The sequence below is a fragment of the Pantoea deleyi genome (assembly GCF_022647325.1).
Lineage (GTDB): Bacteria > Pseudomonadota > Gammaproteobacteria > Enterobacterales > Enterobacteriaceae > Pantoea > Pantoea deleyi.
Window position 1 is genome coordinate 2,893,318 of sequence record NZ_CP071405.1, and the last position, 22,144, is coordinate 2,915,461.

The following is a 22,144-nucleotide window of genomic DNA, read 5'->3' on the forward strand; positions in this document are numbered from 1 at the left end:
AGATGTTAACCGCCCTGCTGGCTAACCTGCTGGAAAGGCAACGCTTTTCTGTTTTCAAGGTAGCAGGGAATGCGTGTTAAAAAGAAAACGCCTGTTCAGAGGAATTTTTGTGGTTAGCGGCACTGATGAACTTCAGCAGGATGAATTTGAGTGTTTCTCAGCGCCTCGTTTTCCGCAGTGAAGCCCCTTTTTTCCGCCTTCGGCCTGCGTCATGGCACAAAAGATCAAAAAACAGCCTTCCCCCTCCGATTTATCTCAGCGCAAATCCACTCCTGTCCGGCCAGAAATGAACCAGTTGTGTCATTTACACCAGTGCTGGCGCGCTATTCGCGGATATTTTATCCATCAATGAGCAAGCGTTGATCAATATCAAAGAAATGTCTTTTAGAGATCAAATTCGCATTTGACAACAAACATTGCAGCCCGGAAAAAATTACGTTTCTCATCGCAGTACGAAATAATATTGCCCGGTAATAGATAACGTCCGCTTAACCGGTCAGGGAGGGGCATCACGATATGCTCAGTAAAAAGGAGGGTGAGAAACAGGATGGTGATGAAGATACGCTGCACGCAGTGTGGAAGCGCCCGGTTTGTTTTCACGGATTTTAACGAGGATCAGCGCAACTTCCATGGCGCCTGTTGCGCATGTTGTCAGAAGCCGCTGGGTCTGCAGGATCTGCTGCCCAATACGCCGATGGACCCGATCAGCCAGTGTCTGTTAGCCAGCCAGAAAACATTGCGGGCACCTGAATAGGTGCCCGCTGCTGCTGATGCTGTTCCGGCCATCTGCTATCAGAAAATCAGTTTGAATACCCCAGTCAGGGTCAGTAAGCCCACGATAAAGATGATTGCGATAATCCACAGAATAATTTTCATTTCCTTTGCCCCTCATCGGTTAAACACTTTTCCTGTAAGCAGTATAGACAGAAAAATGGGTTATGCCGCTGCACGTCTGACCTGACTGTTCATAAGTTCAGCAACTTTCGCTTTTATTCCAGTTCTGAGATTAGGATCGCAACCTCGCTTATCCGTGGCGCACTTTCTTCGTTAATCAGGCTACTCCTGGCTAAAATTTAGGCGGCAAGGCAGCCCTCAGTAGTGATGAGATTGAAATGAGTTGCGAGGAGATCTTATGAGCACGATTAATACCAGCATGGGCCGCTACAGCCTTAAGGCCAAAAACAGCGGTAATCACATCAAAGGTTCTTTCGCCATCAACGATGAAGGCGGCACTCAGCTCACGATGCAGGAGTTTGACGAGCATTACCTTGATGATGTGGTAAACAACGTTATCTATCCGGTCACCGGTGGCAACCGCGAGATTGCGCGTGCGCTGCGGGAAGAGATGGTGAAAGCCGGTTTCGGGCCGTCTCACTGAGACATCTGAGGCAGGCTGATGAGGATGCCGGGCCGCACATTGCGGCCCGTTTTATATGAATGCCCTGTCAACGTTATCGGCGCATCCCTGCCCCGACCGGAAGCGCCTCTTTTGCCTCCTCGCGTACGGACAGGCCGCGATTAGATCATCCAGGAGAGCAGCAGGCAGCCTATCAGTCCGCATACCGAGATAATGGTTTCCAGCGCCGACCAGGAGCGGATGGTCTCACCAATCGTCAGGTTGAAATACTCCTTGAACAGCCAGAAGCCCGGGTCATTGACGTGAGAGAAGATCACGCTGCCGGAACCCACCGCGATGACCATCAGTTCCGGGCTGGCACCACTGGTGACAATCAGCGGTGCCACAATCCCGCCTGCGGTGATCGCCGCAACCGTCGCCGAACCGAGCGCAATACGCAGCACCGCAGCAATAGACCAGGCCATGAAGATCGGTGAAAGCTGGGTCGAGTGCATCATGCTGGCGATATACTTATCCACGCCGCTGTCGACCAGAACCTGTTTAAAGGCTCCGCCACCGCCGATAATCAACAGCATCATGGCGATAATTTTGATGGAGTCGGTCAGGGTATCCATAACCTGTTCCATCGTGCGGCCGCGGTTGAGGCCGAAAGTGAAGATCGCAATCAGCACGGCAATCAGCGTAGCCATCACCGGGTCACCAAAGAACTCCGCGTACGGCAGCAGCGCATGGCCTTTGGGTAACAGCATCTCCGCCACCGCACGCAGCGCCATCAGCACCACCGGAACCAGCGCCGTCCAGACGCTGACACCAAAGCTGGGCATTTCCGCTTCGGTAAAGGTTTTCGGGTTATAGAGGCCCTGAGGAATCGGCTTGTCGATGTTTTTCAGGAAACGGGCGTAGACCGGTCCGGCCAGAATCACCGTCGGGATGCCGAGCAGCGTGCCGAACAGCAGCGTTTTACCCATGTCGGCGTTAAACAGCGTCGCAATCGCGGTCGGACCCGGATGCGGCGGCAGGAAGCCGTGCGTCACGGAGAGAGCCGCTGCCATCGGCACCCCGACGTAGAGCAGCGGCACGCGCGCCGAGGCCGCCACGCTGAACACCAGCGGCAGCATCAGCACAAAGCCCACTTCATAGAACAGCGCGAACCCGACGATAAAGCCGGTCAGCACCAGCGCCCACTGGATGTGCTTCGTGCCGAATTTTTCAATCAGGGTGGTCGCAATACGCTGCGCACCGCCGCAGTCGGCCAGCAGCTTACCGAGCATGGCGCCGAAGCCCATGATCAGCGCCAGGCTACCCAGCGTGCCGCCGACGCCCGCTTTAATCGAGGTAATAACTTTGTTTACCGGCATGCCCTGCATCACACCGACCGCCAGCGCCACCAGAATCAGCGCGATAAATCCATTGAGCTTAAAGCGAATCATCAGCAGCAGCAGTAACGCGACGCCGATCGCCACATAGAGTAATGGCATAGCTTTTCTCCACCTTGCGCACCGAACAGCATTCGGTGTCGTTTATTATCATGAGCCCCGGAAGGCGACAAAACAGGGTGTCTGTAAAATGTTTACACATCCCGACAAACGCTGTTACCGATAACATGTTAAGGGTAACATCTGTCTGAAAGCACCACTCCGCCGGGGTGAATTTCTGTTTTGCGAAGGTGATCAACTTTTTGCCGGTGCGTTATCAGAAAGTTTGCCGATGCCAGCCCGGCGCTTTTCGTTACACTCAGATTTTAGCGAAACAGACAAAGGATGCGCTGGTGAGTGAGAACCTGAGTGAGCTGTACAGTAATCAACGAACCCTCTTTGGCCGCGGGAGCCTGGATAAACTGGTGCCGCTGCTGGCCGCCCGTCCGCAGCCTACGCTGCTGTTTTGCGGGCACTCTTTTCTGCAGGGCCCGGCCTACGCGCGGCTGAAAGCCGGACTCAACGACCACATCATCGGGTATGAGATCGTCAGTCATGAAGCCTCCCCCGCCGAGATCGATGGCTGGGTGGCGCGCTGGCGCGGTCATGTGGATCGGGTGGTGGCGATTGGCGGAGGGAGCGTGCTGGATGCGGCGAAAGCCTTCAGCGCGATGGTGCAGCATCCGTTGCCTGTCGCCCGCTATCTGGAAAAAGTGGGTGATACGGCGGTTCAGCCCATCACGTTGCCGCTGATAGCCATCCCGACCACCGCCGGAACCGGCAGTGAAGTCACCCAGAATGCGGTAGTCACCGATCAGCACGAGATTCAGATCAAGGCATCACTGCGCCATCCGGTCTTTGTGCCGGCGGTCGCCATCCTCGACGCTGACCTGCTGAAGGGCGCGCCGGATCGGGTACTGGCGACCTGCGGTATCGATGCCTTTACCCACCTGTTTGAAGCGTATCTCTCCAGCAAGGGGAATCTCCTGACTCGCCAGCTGGCGCTGACCGGCCTGCGTCAGTTTATTCAGGCCTGGCCGGGGCTGAACCGGGAGGATGATGCAGGCGATCGGGCACGGGACGCGATGATGATGGCCTCCTGGCTGGGCGGCGTCAGCCTCAGCAGCGCCGGACTGGGGGTGATCCACGGTATTGCCGGTGAGCTGGGGGCGATTAAACCCTTCCATCATGGTGAAGTGTGCGGCCGTCTGCTGTTCCCGTTCCTGGATCTGCTGGCCGATAGCGGCCATCCGCTACAGCGCCAGCTGATGGACGAGCTGCATGCGCAGCTCTTTAACGAAACCACAGATTCTCCGGCCCGGTTCCTTAAGCAGTGGCTGCAGCAGCAGGCGATCGTGCCTTTCTGGCAGGATGGGCCGTCGCTGAGCCATGCGGAAACAGAGTGGATCCTGGCACGGGCCAACAGCAAAAATTCGCTGGTCGATTACAGCCGCGAACAGATGCAGAAAATGATCGCCCAGGCCTGGTCTGTGACAGCTTAGCCCGCGCGGCCTCGTCCGGCCGCCTCGATCCCCTGCTGAGCGTGGCAGTTTGCCGTGCCGCTAAGCCGGCGCGGTGCTGAACGGCCCGCTGCCTGCCAGCATCTGCTCAATCACCTGCAGCACGCCCTGATCGTTGTTGGCGGGCGCCGCATAGTGTGCCGCCTGCTTCACCCGCGCCGGCGCATTAGCCATGGCAAAACTGAAGCCGGACTGTCTGAGCATCTCCAGGTCGTTGCCACCGTCGCCAAACGCCAGCACCTGATCGTGCGAAATCCCCCAGCGCCGGGCCAGCAGGTCCAGACCATGGGCTTTATGGTTTCCGGGCACGATCAGATCCACCGACCCGTGACCGCTGGAGGTCGCCGCTACGCGCCCCTGATGCAGCCGCTCAATATCCGCCATTAAGGGCTCGATATAGTCATCCGAGAGGTTCAGCGCGAACTTGAACAGGCGGTCATCCTGTACATCCTCCAGCCGGTTAATCGGCTTCAGCCGGTGGCAGTAATGCCGCATCTTCTGCAGCCACGTCTCGTCTATGCCCTCGAAGTAGTACGCGCTTTCCCGGCCGCACAGCAGGTAGCGCAGGCCCGGATAGTCCCCGTTTTGCAGGGTGGCGATCACGGCCTCCACATCGCGGCGTTCAAAGGCACCGCAAAACAGCTCCTCATCGCGATCGATGATCCAGGCGCCGTTCTCTGCGACAAAGGCGATCTCGCCGGCGATCTCCGGGAAGAATGATTTAAGCTGGTAATACTGATTGCCGCTGGCCACCACAAATCTGATGTCACGGGCGATGAGTTGCTGATAGCAGGCGAGAAAGCGGGATCGGTTGTACTGCTTGCTATCGTCCAGAAAGGTGCCGTCCATATCTACCGCCACCATCTTAACCGTCGTCATCATGACTCCTTACACAGGGAATGTTCAGCATGGAGTCTCAGAATAGACGCTGGGGCCGCAAAACGGAAAGAAAGCGGGATGGCCGAGGCCATCCCGGAAGGATCAGTGCATGGCGCTGTTCAGCACCAGGGCGGTAATGACACCGGTTGCGGCGGCAATTAAGACATAGTTGCCGTCGATGTTTGCCCAGTGATAACCGCGCGGCGGTTCACGCAGACCGCGTTCATGCCAGTTGTCTACCCGGTAATGGTCGCCGCGATATTCCGGCGGGATGGGATGGCCGCGACGGAAGTCGTGGCCCTGCCAGGCGAAATGGTCGCGTGCATCGTCTCTGTCGTGACGGCTGCGATCGTCATGGCGATCCCGGCCCTGATCATGCGGGTTTCTGTCACCCTGACCCGGATTATCGCGGCCACGATTCGGCGTGTGATCGCGATTGTCCGGCCCGCGGTCACTGCTCTGATGCGGAACCGGCATCCGGTGCCCGTCATCGTGATCATCCGCCCGTACGGCCTGTGAGAAGAGTGTGCTGCATGTCAGAAGTGAAGCGATCAGTGTTAGCGTTGTTTTTTTCATGGTCTTGCCTCCGAAATCACGGCGATTCAGGCACCGTTAAGCGGCATCATGGCAATCCATGACGCGGGAAACATCAGCAATAGTCTTAAAAACCATTAACTTACACAGAATTACGCTTACTTAGCGCTTTCTTAACACAGCCAGGCCGCTCAGGGCCGGCCGGACAGCGTGGCCGCCGTCCGGCCGGGGACGCTGAGACTCATCAGCCCCCGGTGCGCGGCACTCAGGGAGTGCTGAGGATCACCGGCGCATCCGGTAATCCCGTAAAGCGTGTCACGATGTGATGGTAATCGGCGGTAGGATCGAGATCCCGGAAGTGCGCCGGATAGAGATCTTTGGCCAGAATTTCCATGCCGATGATGTTGTAAGGGTGATTGTAGAAATGGTGGTAGACGCCATAGACCCGTTTCTGTTTCACCGGTTCGATCTGCGCCACCCCGGTGCGGCTCTGCAGGCGGTTAAAGGTGGCGGTCACCTCGCTCTGACTCGCGCCATAACCAAACGGCAGCACGTTGCTGTTGGGGCGCTTAGAACCGGTCATGATGTAGACGTCCGGTTTCATGGCGATAATCTTCTCCAGCGACACAAAGCCTGAGCTGCCGGGCAGCAGCGAAGAGCCGATATTTTTTCCGCCGACCGCTTCCACCAGCGCGCCCCAGCCATTATGACCGTGGGTAAAGCAGCAGTTATCGCTGTTACCGGCAATCGGTTCGATAAAGACCGTCGGCTTGTTCTGCACCTGAGCAATCCTCTGTTGAAGCATCTCCCAGCGCTGCTGGTAGAAATCGGCGTACGCTTTCGCCTCCGCTTCGCGGTTCAGCACGGTGCCCAGCACCTTCACACTCTTCAGCGTGTTCTCTTTCGGGTGAAGCTCGTCATCCAGGAACAGCACCGGGATGTGCAGATTTTTCAGGGTAGCCAGCACGCCTGACTGCGCCAGCGCCGGTTTCGCGCGCAGCTGCGCGATCATCAGATCGGGCTGCTTCGCCAGCACGCTCTCCAGGTTAACCTGGCCCTGATCGTTAAAGCCCATATCCACAATTGATGTCGCCTGCGGCCAGCGCTGCTTCAGCAGATCCCAGGTCTGGGTATCCTGCTTTTTCGGCAGGTTGTTCCAGGCCACGACCCGCTGAAACGGATTCTGCCGATCCAGCAACGCCAGCGCCATCACGTCACGGCCATCCTGTAAAATCACATGCTGCGGCTCTTTCTGCAGCGTAATTTTCTGACCGTCCATGTCGGTCACCGTAACCGGATAGGTAGTCGCGGCACAGGCGGTAGAGAGTAAAAGTGTGGTGGCAGCAGCAATCCCGAGTTTCATGTTTCTCCTGTCCTTCAAAGAAATAATAATTATTCGCGTTTACTTTACCATGTGAACCGGTAACAGATGTAACGATTGCTAACCAGATGCGTCTGAAAGGCGTGCCCTGGCTGACCTGCGGCCGGTCAGCCGGGGTAAATGAGAAGTCAGGGAAAAGGCGGCAGGCACATCCCGGCGTGATGAGAGGTGCCTGCTGGCGGGTTACTTCACCAGTGAATAGAAGATGGCGGAGATTGCGATCAGCCCAATCAGTACCACAAACAGGTTGCTGATTTTACCGCTGTATTGCCGCATTGCCGGGACTTTCTGAATGGCGTACATCGGCATCAGGAACAGGATCATGGCGATGACCGGGCCGCCAAGTGTCTCAATCATGCCGAGAATATTCGGGTCCAGCGTCGCCACCAGCCAGGTGGTCAGCAGCATAAACAGGGAGGTCAGGCGATTCAGCCGGGCGGGCGCAAGGCTTTTGCCCCGGCTGCGCAGCGCCTTATTCACCAGGCCGTTAAACCCTTCCCGCGCGCCCAGATAGTGGCCCAGGAATGATTTGGTGATCGCCACGATAGCAATCAGCGGCCCGAGCCAGGCGATCATCGGCACCTGAAAATGGTTTGCCAGATAGGAGAGGATGGTGATGTTCTGCGCCTTGGCGGCATGCAGATCTGCCGGTGACAGGCTCAGCACGCAGCTGAATACAAAGAACATCACCGTGACCACCATCATCAGGTGCGAGCAGGCCAGAATGCGCGAACATTTTTTCTCTGCGGCGTCGCCATACTCTTCGCGCTTTGCCAGCGCAAAGGAGGAGATGATCGGCGAATGGTTAAATGAAAAGACCATCACCGGGATCGCCAGCCACAGCGTCATCCACAGGCTGCTGCCCGCGGGCTGAACGTTAAGCGTGGAGAATGCCGCGCCGTGCCAGTGCGGAATCAGGTAGCAGGCCATCAGCATCAGCACCGCCACAAAGGGATAAACCAGCACGCTCATCGCTTTGACGATCATCTTTTCGCCGAACCGCACGATGGTCATCAGTCCGACAATCAGCAGCAGCGACAGCAGCGCGCGGGGCGGCGGCACCAGGCCGAGCTGATTGACCATCAGGCTCTCCACCGTGTTGGTGATCGCCACGCTGTACATCAGCAGGATCGGATAGATAGCGAAGAAGTAGAGCAGCGTAATGATTTTGCCCGCGCCAGCGCCAAAGTGCTCCTCGACCACCTCCGTGATATCGCCCGCGGGATTTTTACCGGAGAGAACAAACCGTGTCAGGGCGCGATGCGCGTAAAAGGTCAGCGGGAATGCCAGTATCGCCATGATAATCAACGGGACCAGACCGCCGACACCGGCATTGATGGGCAGGAACAGTACCCCCGCGCCTATCGCGGTGCCATAGAGGCCCAGCATCCACATGGTGTCGGTTTTACGCCATCCCGTATCGACGTCCCTCTCAAGCGCGCCCAGCGTGCCAGTTTGCGTGGTTTTCATCAGATATTCCGTGTTAAAAGCCGCCAGTAACCTGAGCCGCCGGGCCGGTCCTCTCCCCCGCCCTGCGCCTCAGCTGCCGCCGGAGGGATCAGACGTTATGCCGACCTGCTCCGTGCATAGGTAATCGATTGCGTGCGCCACTTTTTACACTACCTGACGATAAAAGTTCAAGCCATGCTGATAAACACGCATGGATTGCTGAAAAAACCGTCAGGTTGTGCAACGCCATCGCGCGGGGATCATGCCATCTTTGCCGGGGAATTACCGCCCTGAAAAGGTGATCCCTGTAACGGATTAGCGCAACGGGCTACGCTTTAAAGGACGGTTTCGCGCTTACGCATACCGGTACTCAGGAGAAGAGAATGAAAATTGCCTGCCTTGGATGGGGATCGTTAATCTGGAAAACCGGCGCCCTGCCGGTCGCCAGCCAGTGGCACCATGATGGTCCTGCTGTACCGATTGAATTTGTGCGTATCGCAGACGGCGGCGAACTGTCGACGGCCATCTGCCTCAATGCCCGTCCGGTGCCAGTGCTCTGGGCGTGGCTGAATACCGCTTCGCTGGAGAGCGCCTGTCGCGCCCTGCGCATTCGCGAGGCGATTCCGGACAGCCGCGCCGACGGCATTGGCATGATGACCGTGACCGATAACGCCGCCGGGCCACTGGCGACGTGGGCGCAGGCGAAGGGGATTGAAGGTCTGATCTGGACCGGCCTGCCCGCGCGTATGGCGGGCGTTGAAGGCCAGATCCCGACGCTGGAGGATGCCCGTCATTATCTGCAGCAGCTCACGGGAGAAACGCGGACGCACGCGTTCCACTATATCGAACAGGTTCCGGCTCAGATCGACACGGACTACCGCCGGGCGCTGGCCGACCTGACGCGCTGGCAGCCCGACGCCCCTGCCGTGACGGCGACCTCCACCCGGCTGCATCCGCCCTGCCAGCCCGGCTGAAACCGACCGGACTTCTGTACCGCTCTGCTTACTCCTCAAAGGGTTACTACACTTCAGGCAGGTTTCGATTTCAGGTTACCTGACTCTTTCCCGCCGGTCGTCAGCCATCCGGTCTGACCGCCGTTCCCCTATCAGCAGGAGATGAACAGATGAAAGCATTAACCTATCACGGCCCCCATAAAGTCAGCGTGGACAATGTGCCGGACCCGGGGCTGGAAGCCGCAGATGACATTATTCTGCGCGTGACCGCCACCGCGATCTGCGGCTCCGATCTGCACCTCTACCGGGGCAAGATCCCTGGTACCGGACATGGCGATATCTTTGGTCATGAGTTTATGGGTGAAGTGGTCGAGGCCGGCAGCGCCGTGACCGCCGTCGCCAAAGGCGATCGGGTGGTGATCCCGTTCGTTATCGCCTGTGGCGACTGCTTTTTCTGTCTGCTGAGCCAGTACGCTGCCTGTGAAAATACCAACAGCGGCCGGGGCGCGATCCTGAACCGTAAAAACATCACGCCTCCCGCGGCGCTGTTTGGCTTCAGTAAGCTTTATGGCGGCGTGCCCGGCGGCCAGGCGGAGTATGTACGGGTGCCGAAGGCCAATACCGGCCCGTTTAAGGTGCCGTCAGTGCTGTCAGATGAGAAGGTACTGTTCCTGTCAGACATTCTGCCTACGGCCTGGCAGGCAGTGAAGAATGCCGAAGTGAAACCGGGCTCGAGCCTGGCGATCTTCGGGGCCGGGCCGGTGGGCCTGCTGAGCGCCGCCTGCGCCCGTCAGCAGGGGGCCGAACAGATCTTTATGATTGACCACAATAACTACCGCCTGAACTTTGCCCGCGAACGCTACGGCGTCATCCCGATTAACTTCGACGACATCGACGATCCGGCTGGCTGGATCATCGAACACAGCACCGGCAACCGGGGCGTAGATGCGGTGATCGACGCCGTCGGCTTCGAGGCGAAAGGCAGCCTGACTGAGACGGTACTTACCAACCTCAAGCTGGAGGGCAGCAGTGGCAAGGCGCTGCGTCAGTGTATTGCCGCGGTGCGTCGTGGCGGTATTGTCAGCGTGCCGGGCGTTTACGCCGGATTTATCCACGGTTTCCTGTTTGGGGATGCTTTCGACAAAGGGCTGACCTTTAAGATGGGGCAGACGCACGTTCACGCCTATCTGCCTGATCTGCTGAAGCTGATCGAGCAGGGACATCTGACGCCAGAAGAGATTGTCACTCACCATCTGCCGCTGGAAGATGCCGCCCGCGGCTACGATATTTTCGCCAGACGCGAAGAGGAGTGCCGCAAGATCATTCTGGTTCCTGGCATGGCCGCCACCCAGGCGACGATATAATGTCACCGCTGCCGGCGCGCTGACGCCGCCCCGGCGTGCCCGGCAGACTCTTCTGCCGGGCAGCGGGTTCAGGACGGCCTGCGTTGCAGGCTGCTTCGCCACTCCTGTCTTTCCAGCAGATGTTCATCCGGCGAATCTGCCGTATCCACCTGACTCCCCTGCTCCAGCCATCGCGCACTGCGCGAATGTGGGTGACTCTCATCGATCACCTGTTGGGCAAACGCGCCACAGGAAAGGAATAAAAACAGCAATGCACTGGCCAGCCTGGCTTTCATAAGCACACCTCAGCAGAAACGGTGCGGTTATGCTGCCCGAAAGGTTTTCGTTTTCTGTCAGTAACAGGCAAAGTTATGTGGGGAGCAGCAACAGACTGCGACGGGTTTAACGGCGGTTCAGGATAGTCCGTCCCCTCACTCTCGGAAGCTTCACGACTTACTGTCCGCTTTCTTTAAGGAGGTGCTATTGAACATCAATCAATTTGATCAGCGGGTAGGTGAAGAGCTGCCCGACTGGAAGCCGGTCGCCAGACCATCCTGCGCATTACTCATCGGCCAGCACTGCCTTCTCATGCCGCTAAGCGTTGATCATGCAGAAGCGCTATTGCAGGCATTTATGCTGGCACCCGACGAACGCGACTGGACCTGGCTGAGTGCAGAGCGGCCTACCACGCTGGCGCAGATGCAGAGCTGGATAGCAGAAAAAGTGATGAATGCGGCCCTGGTATCCTTTGCCGTCTGCACTCTGTCGAAGCAGCCCTGTGGCGTGGTCTGCTTCGCCACGATTGAGCCAGAACATGGCACTCTTGAAATCGGTCACGTTACCTGGTCGCCGCTTATGCAGCGCAGTGCTATGGGCAGTGAGGCCATTTTTCTCCTATTGCAACAGGCGTTTGCACTCGGCTATCGCCGGGTAGCCTGGCGATGTGATGCCACTAATGTCGCATCGCGAGCAGCGGCAGAACGCCTGGGCTTTCGTTTTGAAGGTCGTTTCCGTCAGGTGATGATACGGAAAAATCGAAATCGCGATAGCGACTGGCTGTCCATTATCGATCGTGAATGGCCAGATATTCAGCGCGCCCTGAGCAACTGGCTGAGCACAGACAATTTTACCGGGTCAGGTCAGCAAAAACGCCCTCTCAGCGCCTGCTTTGCGGATATTGATGAGGACGATTCAAGATTTTAACGCTGAATTGAAGCCTGCCTCAATGCAGACGGCGCGCGCTCAGTGCCGCAGACCAGCGCTGTCGCTGACAGCGCGAACAGACGGCCTGCTGCTGCGCCTCAATCATCCGGGTCTGGCCGCAATGGGTGCAGGCGTAGCGTGCGCTGACCGGCACGCGGCTGTAATCCTGCCGGTGCGCGGGGGGCAGCACACTTAACCCGGCGCGCATCTCATCGTCATCGTAGAAATAGAGGCTGAGCTGACCATCGACCTCCACCAGCGCCAGCCGGACCTGGCCCAGATGCTCAACGCCGCTCTGACGCAGTTCCATATAAAACTCATCTTCGGAGATATTGAGCCGATCCAGACTCGCCAGCACATAGACGCCCTCCTGAATCAGGGTAATGACATCGCCCTGAATGAGCCGGGAAAAGCGCGAGCTGTGTGCCGTCAGCCAGGTGGTCAGCCGGTACAGCGCCAGCAGCACCACAAACACCATGATGACCGGCAGCACCGGCACATCGTCATAAAAGGTAACGTCACCGGATGCTGAACCCAGCGTCAGAATCACGACCAGTTCAAACAGCGACAGCTGACGCACGCCGCGCCGGCCAGACACTTTCAGAAAGGTAAAGACCACCAGGTAAGCGATCAGCACCCGCGCCATCACCTCCAATAAAAAGGTGGCCGGTTGGTCATTCAGTAAAAATCGATGCCAGTCGAATGAGAACATAGTCTGCTAAACATCCTGTCGTAAGCGCCTCTTCGCAGGCTTGCTGATAATCCGGCGATTCAGGCCAGTGATAAATCAATTCTGGCGTCAGCCGGACAAAAGGCAAGCGAAGCAGCAGAGCGAAAGCCGGTGAGTCTGACCTGGCCGCATGTGGAGGAAAAGGTTAATAAAGCTGAAAAAAGGTTCCGGCCGGTTCACGCTGCGCTTATTTCGCTTTTTGGGAAAGCAGTCGCCGGATGCGCCTGTTTCTGGCTGGATTATTTTTACCGCTTCGTTTTTTTTCTTTTCTCTTCAATATCTTGCCATACAACCACCTCAGTCTATACTTTCCGGTAAGGCTTCCGGAAAACCGGTTAACAGCCCGGAAAATCAGCCTTTTCCTGCCGATAGCGCGCCCGATTACTGCCCGCTGTCTCACGCGTGCATATTCCACAGAACAGACTGTGGTTTATGGCAAGGATCGCCCGTCCGTTCAGAGCGGCCCGTCTGCTTTGCATACTCAACTCCCTGACCCGTTCTGCAACGGCTCGTCAGCGGGGATCGTGTTGGCTTTTTTCGGGAGATGCCATGACGCCCTTTTCCAGTTTCTGGCAGGCCGGTTACGAAGGCGCGGATCACATCAATCCGGCGGGAGTGCCGCTGTCGATGAACGATCTGAACCAGCACCAGGCGCGTGCAGCAGAGGATTATGCCGCGCTCGCCCCCTTCTCTCTTCGCACCGTGCGCGAAAGCGTGGGCTGGCGGTTGTGTGAGCGCGACGGCCACTACGATTTCTCCTCTGTCGCCGCCCGGATGCAGGCAGCCGAACAGCAGGGCATCCAGCTAAGCTGGACGATCTGCCACTACGGCTGGCCGGCGGGCCTCAGCCTGTTTGATCACGATTTTGTCAGCCGTTTCGCCGCTTTCTGCGGTGCACTGGCCTGCTTTCTGGCCCCCTTATACCGGCAGCCACCGGTCTATTCGCCGATGAATGAGATCTCGTTTGTCAGCTGGGGCATTTCGGTCGGGCTGTTCGCCTGTGACGCCGTTCCGGGGCCGGATCCGGCGGATGCGGCCAAACAGCAGCTGGTACGCGCGACCCTGGCCGCCTGTGATGCGATCTGGCTGGCCGATCCGCGCGCGCGGCTGCTGCACTGCGATCCGCTAATCCACATCGTGTCCGATCCCGCCGATCCCGCTGGCGCAGAGGCGGCGCGCGCGATGTGCGATACCCAGTATCAGGCGTGGGACATGCTGAGCGGCCGGCGCAATCCGGAACTCGGCGGGGCCGCCCACTATCTGGATCTGGTGGGCGTCAATTATTACCACGACAACCAGTGGGAGCACGGCTCAGGCCAGCGGCTCGACTGGCATCTGGGGGATGATCGTCGTCAGCCGTTGCATCGGATGTTGCAGCAGCTCTGGCAGCGTTACCAGCGCCCGCTGCTGCTGGCAGAAACCAGCCACGTCGGCAGCGGACGCGGCGCCTGGATCCATGAGATCGCCACGCAGGTGGCGCAGGCCCAGCTGGCAGGCGTCGAGCTACTCGGCATCTGCCTCTATCCGATCCTCGATCGCCCCCTGTGGGAGGAGACCACCTTCTGGACCCGCAGCGGATTATGGGACCTCGATCGGCTAGGGCCCGATCCTTACGCCCGCCAGTTGCAGCAGCCCTATGCCCAGGCGCTCCGCCAGTCGCAGCGCTTTTTGCAGCACATTCACGCCCAACGACATCAACGCCAGGAGCACACCATGAAGCCACCTGTTCTGCTTGTATTCAGCCACCTGCGCTGGGGATTTGTTTTCCAGCGTCCGCAGCAGCTACTGACACGCCTGGCGCAGCACTATCGCGTGTTGTTTGTCGAAGAGCCGGTCTGGCAGGCGGGACCGCCGGGCCTGCATCAGAGTTCGCCTGCCGCTAATATCACGGTGATCCAGCCGCATACGGACAGCGACGCGCCAGGTTTTCACGACAGCCAGCTCGCCCCGCTGCTGCTGCTCCTGACCCCGCTGCTGGAAGAGGATGAGCAGCCGCTGATCTGGTTCTATACGCCAATGGCGCTGCCGCTGCTGACGCCGTTCGATCCGGCACTGGTGATTTATGACTGCATGGATGAACTTTCCGCCTTCTGGAATGCGCCGCGCCAGCTCCAGCAACGCGAATCGGCGCTGATGACCCGCGCCGATCTGGTCTTCACCGGCGGCACCAGCCTCTATGAAGCCAGGCGCGATAAACATCCCCAGGTCTACTGCTTCCCCAGCAGCGTCGATGCGGTCCATTTTGAGCAGGCGCGCGATCGCAGCAATCATCATCCGCTGCAGGATGCGATCCCGCCGCGGCGTCTGGGCTATTACGGCGTGCTGGATGAGCGCATCGACCTGCCGCTGATCGCGGCGCTGGCGGACCGTCATCCGGACTGGCAGATTGTGATGGTCGGGCCGGTGGTGAAAATCGATGCCGCCAGCCTGCCGCAGCGTGCCAACATCCACTGGATGGGGCAGCAGCCCTATCAGGCGCTGCCCCAGTTTCTGGCGGGCTGGGATGTCTGCCTGATGCCGTTTGCGATCAATGCCTCAACCCGCTACATCTCGCCCACCAAGGTGCTGGAGTATATGGCGGCGCAACTGCCGATTGTCAGTACCGCCATCGTCGATGTGGCCCGCCACTACGCAAAGGAGGTGGCGGTGGCGGAGACTCACGCTGACTTTATTACCGCCTGCGAAGAGGCGATGACGATGAGTTCCGCAGACCGGCTGGCCCTGGCGGGACGGATGCAGGATAAAGTGGATGCCACCTCGTGGGATCGCACGGCGGAGCAGATCCATACGCTGATCCAGCAGACGCTGACGCAGCGTCAGCCCGCCACAGAGACGCCGGACCGGCTCAGCGCTCAGGCGAACGTCACGCCCTTAACGCCCGCGATGCTGGAAAGTGAAGCGGTGCCCTGTCTGATTATCGGCGCAGGCCCCACCGGGCTGAGTGCCGGTTATCACTATGGCGAAGGCGCGGTGCTGCTGGAGAAAAATGGCACGCCCGGTGGCTGGTGCCGCTCCATCGACGATCGGGGCTTTACCTTCGACTATGCCGGTCACATCATGTTCTCGCAGGACCCCTATGTCTTAGCGCTCTATGAGATGCTGCTCGGCGACAATCTGCACTGGCAGGCCCGTGAAGCCTGGGTCTACAGCGACGGCGTTTACACGCGGTATCCGTTCCAGTCTGCTCTGCACGGCCTGCCGGTCGGGGTCGTTAAAGAGTGCGTGCTGGGGGCTATCGAGGCGCGTTATGGCGAAACCCCCGCCGTCGCTACGCCGCTGGATCGGGCGAGGACGCGGCGGGACTGCTGTGCGGATGGGGCGATCCCTGATGAGGGCAGCAGCACTGGCGAGGTGGCTGGCGATGAGGATTTCCACCACTTTATTATGCGCACCTGGGGCAAAGGCATCGCGCGTCACTTTGCCCTACCCTACAACCAGAAACTGTGGAAAGTGCCGCTGACCGACATGGAGACGTCATGGCTGGGCGGTCGGGTTCCCCTGCCGGACCTGGCGCAAATCATCGACGGGGCGCTGCAACCGCTGGCGAAACCCGTCGGCCCGAACGCGCGCTTTGGCTATCCACTGCGCGGTGGCTTCCAGGCGCTGATGTCCGGCTTTTTGCCGCATCTGAAATGTACGCTGGAAACGGATACCACCCTGGCCCGTCTCTATCCTCAGGCGCACGTCGCGCTGCTGGCGGATGGCCGCCACTACCGTTATGAGCAGTTGATCAGCACCATGCCGCTGCCGGAGCTGATTAAGCTGATGGGTGATGAGGTGCCGGAGAATGTGCAGCGGGCAGCCCAGCAGCTTCAGTTTGTCTCTGTGCGCTGCGTGAACCTGGGGATAGGCCGTGCCAATCTGACGGAAAAGCACTGGATTTACTATCCCGGCGATACGCTGTTTCATCGCATTTTTGTACAGGGCAATGCCAGTCCGCACTGCAACCCACCGGGCGGTTTCGGCTTAACCTGCGAAATCACCTATAACGCCGCTCATCCGCTGCCACTGACTGGCGATGCCCTGATCGAGCGCTGCCGTCAGGATTGCATCCGGGTGGGCATGATTACCGCTGAGGATCCACTGCTCTGCGCCTCAGAGGTTGATATGCCCTACGCTTACGTGGTCTACGACCATGCGCGCAGCGATAACGTCGCGCTGATTCGTCAGTGGCTCCTGACGCAGGATATACATCTGTCGGGCCGCTACAGTGAGTGGGAATATTACAATTCGGATCACGCATTCCTGGCCGGTAAACGCGCGGCGGAGAACGTCCGGCAGCAGCATCTCAGCCAGCAGATGCCTGGCTGACCTGGCGCAGTCTGCTATGAAAGCCGCTGGCTGCATTTTGCGGCTTTCAGCGACTGCAGCTGGTTCAGCCGCCGTTCCGCCTTCTGGCTGGCACTGTATTTCGCGATACCGTTGCCCAGCCCGAAATCACCGACAAAACCGAGTACGGTCAGCGCATCAAACTGGCCGGTCTGCGCAATATCACTCTGCACGCTGTGCGCTTTCACCAGCTCCTGATCCAGCGCGCTGCAGGTCAGCATCGCTGACTCTTCCGGCGTAACCGCCGCCGCCTGGGGATAGTGTTTGGTGGCGCAGCCGGTGACGACCAGCGCCAGCAGCAGGATGACCCGTTGTGTGTTCATGTTTCACTGCCTGTTTTTTGTCCGATTAACCGGGTTATCGGCAGCACCCGCAGAGAACATGAGGCGATGAACTACCAATAATGGTCGAAACCGCTACGCTAATGTAGGATCCAGCGCGCGGCAGCCTGCCGCAGCCTGTTACCCGCCGAGAGTCACGCAGCGAACGCGCACGCCCCGTTCACTTTTTCTGCCTGATCTTTCAACCTGTTAGTCAGCACGGCGCTGCAACCGGCAGCGTTTTTAGCGCTAAGCCTGAGCGACAATCGATAAAAGGACGGCGACGTCAGCCCGGCCCGATAATGATCAGTCGTACATCAGGTTTATCAGAGCATGTTCCAGATGAGGTTTTTCAATGCGTTTTAAAGGACTGAACATCGGGTTTTTCCTTTTGATTCTGGCGATCGCCACCGTCGCTTTTTTTGATGTGCTTTCGCCCTATTTCTCGCCGATCCTGTGGGCGGCGATTCTGGCGGTCATCTTCCACCCGCTGAAAACGTATCTGCGTACCCGCATGGGCGATCGCAACGGCCTGGCCGCGCTGATCACCCTGCTTTGTATCTGCCTGATCGTCTTTACACCGCTGGCGATTATCGCCTCTTCGCTGGTGGTGGAAACCAACGCGGTCTATCACAAGCTGCAGACCAACTCGGCGCAGTTCCCGGCGGTCTTCGCTGATCTGTTGCAGCATCTGCCGCGCTGGGCGAAACATTATCTGGCCGATAACAACCTGGATAGCGCCGGTGAGATTCAGCAGAAGCTCTCCTCGTTTGCCCTGAAGGGCGGTCAGTATGTGGCGGGCAGCGCCTTTGTCATCGGTAAAGGCACTTTCAGCTTCACCATCGGCTTTGGCGTGATGCTCTATCTGCTGTTCTTCCTGCTGAAAGATGGCTCCTATCTGGTGCATCTGATCCTGGAAGCCCTGCCGCTTTCGACCTACGTGAAGCATCACCTGCTGGTGAAATTTGCGGCGGTGGCGCGTGCGACGGTAAAAGGCACGGTCGTGGTCGGTATCGTTCAGGGTATTCTCGGCGGGCTGGCCTTCTGGTTTACCGGCATCGACGGCAGTCTGCTGTGGGGTGCGCTGATGGCGTTCCTCTCCCTGATTCCGGCGGTCGGGTCTGCCATCATCTGGGTGCCTGCGGCGATCTTCTTCTTCGCCACCGGCGCGCTCTGGAAAGGGCTGTTCCTGGTCGGTTTCTTCGTGGTGATTGTGGGGCTGGTCGACAACATTCTGCGTCCGCTGCTGGTCGGCAAAGACACCAAGATGCCTGACTATATGATCCTGATCGCCACCCTGGGCGGCATGGAGATCTATGGCATCAATGGTTTTGTGATTGGTCCGGTCATTGCGGCCCTGTTCATCGCCTGCTGGAATCTGCTTTCCGGTCGCGATAACCGCGAAAACATTGAAGTCATCGACGAAGAAGTGATCGAAGAAGGCAAGAAGCAGTCTGAAACGGCCGCAGAGGCGGCGGCTGAAGCGGCGTCCGCTGCGGCAGAAGCCGCCGCTGAGGCAGAAATCAAAGTCTCTGCGCTCGCGGCAGCCGAAAGAGAAGCGGCGGAGAGAAAGGCGGCGGAAAACAAAGCCTGATCCGCCCCGGCCATAAAAAAACCCACCATACGGTGGGTTTTTTTTACCTGAAACGGTCGCGAATCAGTTGGTCGCTTTGTTTTTCAGATCTTCAGCACCCTGCTTGGTTTTATCCCAGCCTTTCTCGGTGCCTTCTTTGGTTTTGTTCCAGCCTTTCTGAGCACCTTCGGTGATTTTGCTTCCGGTGGTGTGGCTTTTGCCTTCGGCAGCGTGCTCAGATTTCAGCTTCATCTCTTCGCCTTCATGCTGCGCCTTGTGCAGTTTTTCTTTTGCGGTGTCTGCGCCTTTATGCGCTTCCGCAACGGTGTTGTCTGTGGTGGTAGCAGCAAAAACCGGCGAGGCCAGCAAAATAGCAGACAGTGCAATAATTGATTTCTTCATAATTCCCTCTGTATTCATCGTTGCCGTGTAGGTTTTAATCCTGGCATAGCGTTTCCAGGAAAGATTTAAGAATAAACCAGGAATGAAAAAGGGCCAGTTTTCACCAGAAAAAGCCGCTGGCTGTAGATTTTTTGTCCATTACCACAGGGTGAGCTGCGGATCGTCATCCGGTTTCGGCCGGCTGCGGCTGGCACGGGCGGGGGGTGCCGGCCGCTGCAACTGCTGATGAATCCACTGCAGCAACACCGCGACCACATAGGCCTGCTGCTCCGCGCTGAGCGGCTGATGCTGATCGATATGGTGCCATTTGCTCAGGCAGCCGCGACAGCAGGTCGCCGTGGCGTGCTGCGCGATAAACACCGGATGGCCACGCATCGGCGTCTGCCTGCCCTCGTTTTCCGGTTCAGCGGGGGCCAGCCGCCGGGCCACAAAGTCCGCGGCGTGCTGGTGTAAAACCGCTTCGCCTTTGCCGGACGCATAATCATATTCGGTGCGTCCCAGTCGAAAGCGCTGGCGAAACGGCGATCGCGCCAGCCGGGTAAAAAGGTCGTCGAACGTTGTCATGCTGAAAGCCAGTTACTCATACTTACGTCCTGCCAGATAGCGCACACCCTGCGGTCCGAACGCCTCGCGGTGCAGCTCGTTTGGCTGCAGGTGAAAGGTCTCGCCGGTGCGATAGGTTGTCTCACCCTGTTCGGTGCTGATGGTGATATCGCCACTCAGAATCAGTGCCAGCGCTTCAAAAGGATGAACGTGATTGTCCAGCTCGGTTGCGGCTGCACGCTCCACCAGCAGCGGCTGGTTAAAACCCTGCTCAGCTAACAATTTTCTGAATTCGTATTCTGTCATCGCATCTCCTTAACGTGGATTGCTCTTTTAGCAGTGTAGACGATCGGGTGGGCGGTTCAGGATACCGCAGGAGGGGTGACCTCCCGCATCGGGCACCCTGCCCCATCGGCTAACCGATTTGACAGCAGAATGGCGCAAAAATTTGCGGCGTCCGCTGAGAATGGCGCGGCTCCCCATCAGCAGGCGTCGGGCAGCCCCCCGTCTGCAGCATCGGCAGAGCGGTAAGGGGCGATCACCCGAACCGGTCACGGTGGCCCGATCGGCGAGGCGGTGCCGGATGGTGAGCAGGAACGTCAGACGCCAGTCAGCCATCGGGCGCCACACCGTTACTGCTTCGTGACGTTGCCGGTTTCCTGTTCCGCCCGGGCGATCTGTTCGGAGAGGTGATTCACCAGCACTCTGGCCATCTCAAGGGTCAGGCCAAAAAAACGCGACTCCTGCAGCGCCTGCTCATCCGGCGCGTCCGGATCGACATAGCCAAACTGCAGAACCAGCGCCTGATGGTCGCTGAGCGGCCCGATGTGCCAGCCGGTGACGGGATAGAAGGTAAAACGATTAAATTCATTCACAGAAACCTGACTATGAAGCATAACGCTGATTGAGTGTCAGGCCAGCTCAGATAATGATGCGTGGGTGGTGTTTTAAGTCTGGCGCAAATCGGCAGAATCACAAGGATAATGAGGACGGCCGCCAGGCGAAAGCCGGTAACGACAACCTGACGGGGGCGGTGACGGGCGGCTACGCGTCCGGACGGGGAATGATCGAGATATGACCGTTGACCTCCAGCACCGCATATTTAATCTGGTCGAACCGCTCCAGCCCTGGCCCCGAGCGCGCCGCTTCCAGCACATCGTCCGCACTGATACCGGTCATCTTCATACGGTCGGTCAGGAGAGTGCCATGATCGACCAGAATCACCGGGCCGCCATCGAGCATCTGCTCTACCACCGGGAAACGGTTTTTTACCTTGCCGAGTACAATATCGATTGTCACCAGCGTGATGATCGTCAGTGTCGCGCCGGTTACCGAAAAATCGTCGCCCAGCAGCGCCTGCTGGGTCGCTTCGCTGATGATGAGCAGCAGGATCAGATCAAACGAGGTCATCTGCAGCAGCGTCCGTCTGCCGGCAATTTTAAACACCACCATCAGTACCAGATAGATGGCTGCCGCCCGTAATACCGTTTCCATATCGCGCCTCTGTCAGGGATAGATCCATTGGGTAAACCGAACCGGGGCTGCGCCGCCGCCGTGGATCGCCACATGAATGCGGCCTGCATGCCGTGGCTGCAACCCGATCCAGACCGCATGATCCGGCCCGGTGCCGGTAGCAGAAAACGTCAGCCGCAGATCGCTGCCGATCGTCTCTGCCACCTGCGGCTGAGGCTGCAGCGTCTGGATCTCCAGATTCTCCAGCGCCTCGCCGCCAATCGTGACGGTAAAACGGTCGTTCGCGGGGGCATGATAGCGGATGCGCATATCCATGCTGGTTTCGGCCCGGCCAAACCGCTCATAGTCCACCTGAACGAGGCCATCCGGTGAACGGGCGCGACTGTCGCTCAGCACTCCTTTGGAGAAGAGCCCGCACGCTCCCAGCAGCACCAGCACGATTAACAGGTACTCCCCTGCCCGCTGGATCGCGTATTCCCGGCGTACCCACAGCAGGTTTTCTTTTATCGGGACGTCCCGGCTCACTGTGCGATCTTTTTTCACGTTGTGATGATCTCCGGTCTGACAGGCTCGCGCCTGATGCCTCCCGCTTTTCGGCATCCCGATGATGTTGTCCGCGGCCACGCGATGAATAAGGCGCTCTGTTTAGCGTAGTGAACAACGCTGCGCCCGGCCAGCGAGACGCGACGTGGAATGATATTCAGGCCGGACGATGCGTTGATAAAGCGGGCATGACGTGT

Annotated in this window: 22 protein-coding genes; 7 read left to right on the plus strand and 15 right to left on the minus strand. The window is 58.5% G+C overall.

The window, feature by feature from the left end; all coding sequences use genetic code 11:
• Window positions 1-792: 792 nt before the first annotated feature.
• Complete coding sequence (locus tag J1C59_RS21935; protein WP_019105993.1) at window positions 793-876, minus strand: small membrane protein YohP; 84 nt, start codon at window positions 874-876, stop codon at window positions 793-795.
• 256 nt (window positions 877-1,132) lie between these two features.
• Between J1C59_RS21935 and J1C59_RS13680 the strand changes: the two genes are divergently transcribed.
• A complete protein-coding gene (locus J1C59_RS13680; protein ID WP_128084117.1) occupies window positions 1,133-1,378 on the plus strand; it encodes a hypothetical protein in 246 nt (81 codons plus the stop codon).
• Window positions 1,379-1,518: 140 nt separating this feature from the next.
• Here J1C59_RS13680 and gntT read toward each other — a convergent pair whose 3' ends face one another.
• Window positions 1,519-2,835 (minus strand): gluconate transporter, encoded by a 1,317-nt coding sequence (gntT, locus tag J1C59_RS13685; protein WP_128084118.1) that lies wholly within the window; start codon window positions 2,833-2,835, stop codon window positions 1,519-1,521.
• A 290-nt stretch (window positions 2,836-3,125) separates the two neighbouring features.
• Between gntT and J1C59_RS13690 the strand changes: the two genes are divergently transcribed.
• On the plus strand, window positions 3,126-4,274 hold the full coding sequence (locus J1C59_RS13690; protein ID WP_128084119.1) for an iron-containing alcohol dehydrogenase: 1,149 nt from the start codon (window positions 3,126-3,128) through the stop codon (window positions 4,272-4,274).
• A gap of 60 nt (window positions 4,275-4,334) precedes the next feature.
• Here J1C59_RS13690 and J1C59_RS13695 read toward each other — a convergent pair whose 3' ends face one another.
• The 4 genes from J1C59_RS13695 to J1C59_RS13710 form a co-directional block, all read right to left on the minus strand.
• Window positions 4,335-5,171, minus strand: a complete 837-nt coding sequence (locus J1C59_RS13695; RefSeq protein WP_128084120.1) for a Cof-type HAD-IIB family hydrolase — start codon at window positions 5,169-5,171, stop codon at window positions 4,335-4,337.
• Window positions 5,172-5,273: 102 nt separating this feature from the next.
• The gene (locus tag J1C59_RS13700; RefSeq protein ID WP_128084121.1) at window positions 5,274-5,747 is read right to left on the minus strand and encodes an RcnB family protein; all 474 of its coding nucleotides are present in this window, start codon (window positions 5,745-5,747) and stop codon (window positions 5,274-5,276) included.
• 223 nt (window positions 5,748-5,970) lie between these two features.
• Window positions 5,971-7,068: an ABC transporter substrate-binding protein gene (locus J1C59_RS13705; protein ID WP_128084122.1), complete on the minus strand. Its 1,098-nt coding sequence runs from the start codon at window positions 7,066-7,068 to the stop codon at window positions 5,971-5,973.
• A 201-nt stretch (window positions 7,069-7,269) separates the two neighbouring features.
• Complete coding sequence (locus tag J1C59_RS13710) at window positions 7,270-8,556, minus strand: HAAAP family serine/threonine permease (protein WP_128084123.1); 1,287 nt, start codon at window positions 8,554-8,556, stop codon at window positions 7,270-7,272.
• Between the two features lie 362 nt (window positions 8,557-8,918).
• Here J1C59_RS13710 and J1C59_RS13715 point away from each other — a divergent pair, with 362 nt between their 5' ends.
• On the plus strand, window positions 8,919-9,509 hold the full coding sequence (locus tag J1C59_RS13715) for a hypothetical protein (protein WP_128084124.1): 591 nt from the start codon (window positions 8,919-8,921) through the stop codon (window positions 9,507-9,509).
• 149 nt (window positions 9,510-9,658) lie between these two features.
• Window positions 9,659-10,852 (plus strand): zinc-dependent alcohol dehydrogenase, encoded by a 1,194-nt coding sequence (locus tag J1C59_RS13720; protein WP_128084125.1) that lies wholly within the window; start codon window positions 9,659-9,661, stop codon window positions 10,850-10,852.
• A gap of 68 nt (window positions 10,853-10,920) precedes the next feature.
• Here J1C59_RS13720 and J1C59_RS13725 read toward each other — a convergent pair whose 3' ends face one another.
• Window positions 10,921-11,127 (minus strand): hypothetical protein, encoded by a 207-nt coding sequence (locus tag J1C59_RS13725; protein WP_128084126.1) that lies wholly within the window; start codon window positions 11,125-11,127, stop codon window positions 10,921-10,923.
• Window positions 11,128-11,314: 187 nt separating this feature from the next.
• On the opposite strand from J1C59_RS13725, the gene J1C59_RS13730 reads away from it, so the two are divergent.
• Window positions 11,315-12,034, plus strand: a complete 720-nt coding sequence (locus J1C59_RS13730) for a GNAT family N-acetyltransferase (RefSeq protein ID WP_128084127.1) — start codon at window positions 11,315-11,317, stop codon at window positions 12,032-12,034.
• A gap of 19 nt (window positions 12,035-12,053) precedes the next feature.
• On the opposite strand, the gene J1C59_RS13735 is transcribed toward J1C59_RS13730, so the two are convergent.
• On the minus strand, window positions 12,054-12,746 hold the full coding sequence (locus J1C59_RS13735) for a DUF421 domain-containing protein (protein ID WP_128084128.1): 693 nt from the start codon (window positions 12,744-12,746) through the stop codon (window positions 12,054-12,056).
• 567 nt (window positions 12,747-13,313) lie between these two features.
• On the opposite strand from J1C59_RS13735, the gene J1C59_RS13740 reads away from it, so the two are divergent.
• On the plus strand, window positions 13,314-17,075 hold the full coding sequence (locus J1C59_RS13740) for an NAD(P)-binding protein (RefSeq protein WP_140917136.1): 3,762 nt from the start codon (window positions 13,314-13,316) through the stop codon (window positions 17,073-17,075).
• Between the two features lie 14 nt (window positions 17,076-17,089).
• On the opposite strand, the gene J1C59_RS13745 is transcribed toward J1C59_RS13740, so the two are convergent.
• On the minus strand, window positions 17,090-17,416 hold the full coding sequence (locus tag J1C59_RS13745) for a hypothetical protein (RefSeq protein WP_128084129.1): 327 nt from the start codon (window positions 17,414-17,416) through the stop codon (window positions 17,090-17,092).
• Between the two features lie 352 nt (window positions 17,417-17,768).
• On the opposite strand from J1C59_RS13745, the gene J1C59_RS13750 reads away from it, so the two are divergent.
• Complete coding sequence (locus J1C59_RS13750) at window positions 17,769-19,007, plus strand: AI-2E family transporter (RefSeq protein ID WP_128084130.1); 1,239 nt, start codon at window positions 17,769-17,771, stop codon at window positions 19,005-19,007.
• Window positions 19,008-19,070: 63 nt separating this feature from the next.
• Here the strand turns inward: J1C59_RS13750 and J1C59_RS13755 are convergent, their stop codons facing one another.
• From J1C59_RS13755 to J1C59_RS13780, 6 genes are all read right to left on the minus strand, one after another.
• Window positions 19,071-19,388, minus strand: a complete 318-nt coding sequence (locus J1C59_RS13755) for a hypothetical protein (protein ID WP_111139003.1) — start codon at window positions 19,386-19,388, stop codon at window positions 19,071-19,073.
• 138 nt (window positions 19,389-19,526) lie between these two features.
• Window positions 19,527-19,952: a DUF4186 domain-containing protein gene (locus tag J1C59_RS13760; RefSeq protein WP_128084131.1), complete on the minus strand. Its 426-nt coding sequence runs from the start codon at window positions 19,950-19,952 to the stop codon at window positions 19,527-19,529.
• 12 nt (window positions 19,953-19,964) lie between these two features.
• The gene (locus J1C59_RS13765) at window positions 19,965-20,237 is read right to left on the minus strand and encodes a cupin domain-containing protein (protein ID WP_128084132.1); all 273 of its coding nucleotides are present in this window, start codon (window positions 20,235-20,237) and stop codon (window positions 19,965-19,967) included.
• Window positions 20,238-20,563: 326 nt separating this feature from the next.
• Entirely contained in the window at window positions 20,564-20,806 is a 243-nt protein-coding gene (locus tag J1C59_RS13770) for a hypothetical protein (RefSeq protein WP_128084133.1), read from the minus strand.
• A gap of 169 nt (window positions 20,807-20,975) precedes the next feature.
• Complete coding sequence (locus J1C59_RS13775) at window positions 20,976-21,425, minus strand: DUF421 domain-containing protein (protein WP_128084134.1); 450 nt, start codon at window positions 21,423-21,425, stop codon at window positions 20,976-20,978.
• A 12-nt stretch (window positions 21,426-21,437) separates the two neighbouring features.
• Window positions 21,438-21,947 (minus strand): hypothetical protein, encoded by a 510-nt coding sequence (locus J1C59_RS13780; protein ID WP_242281332.1) that lies wholly within the window; start codon window positions 21,945-21,947, stop codon window positions 21,438-21,440.
• Window positions 21,948-22,144: the final 197 nt, after the last annotated feature.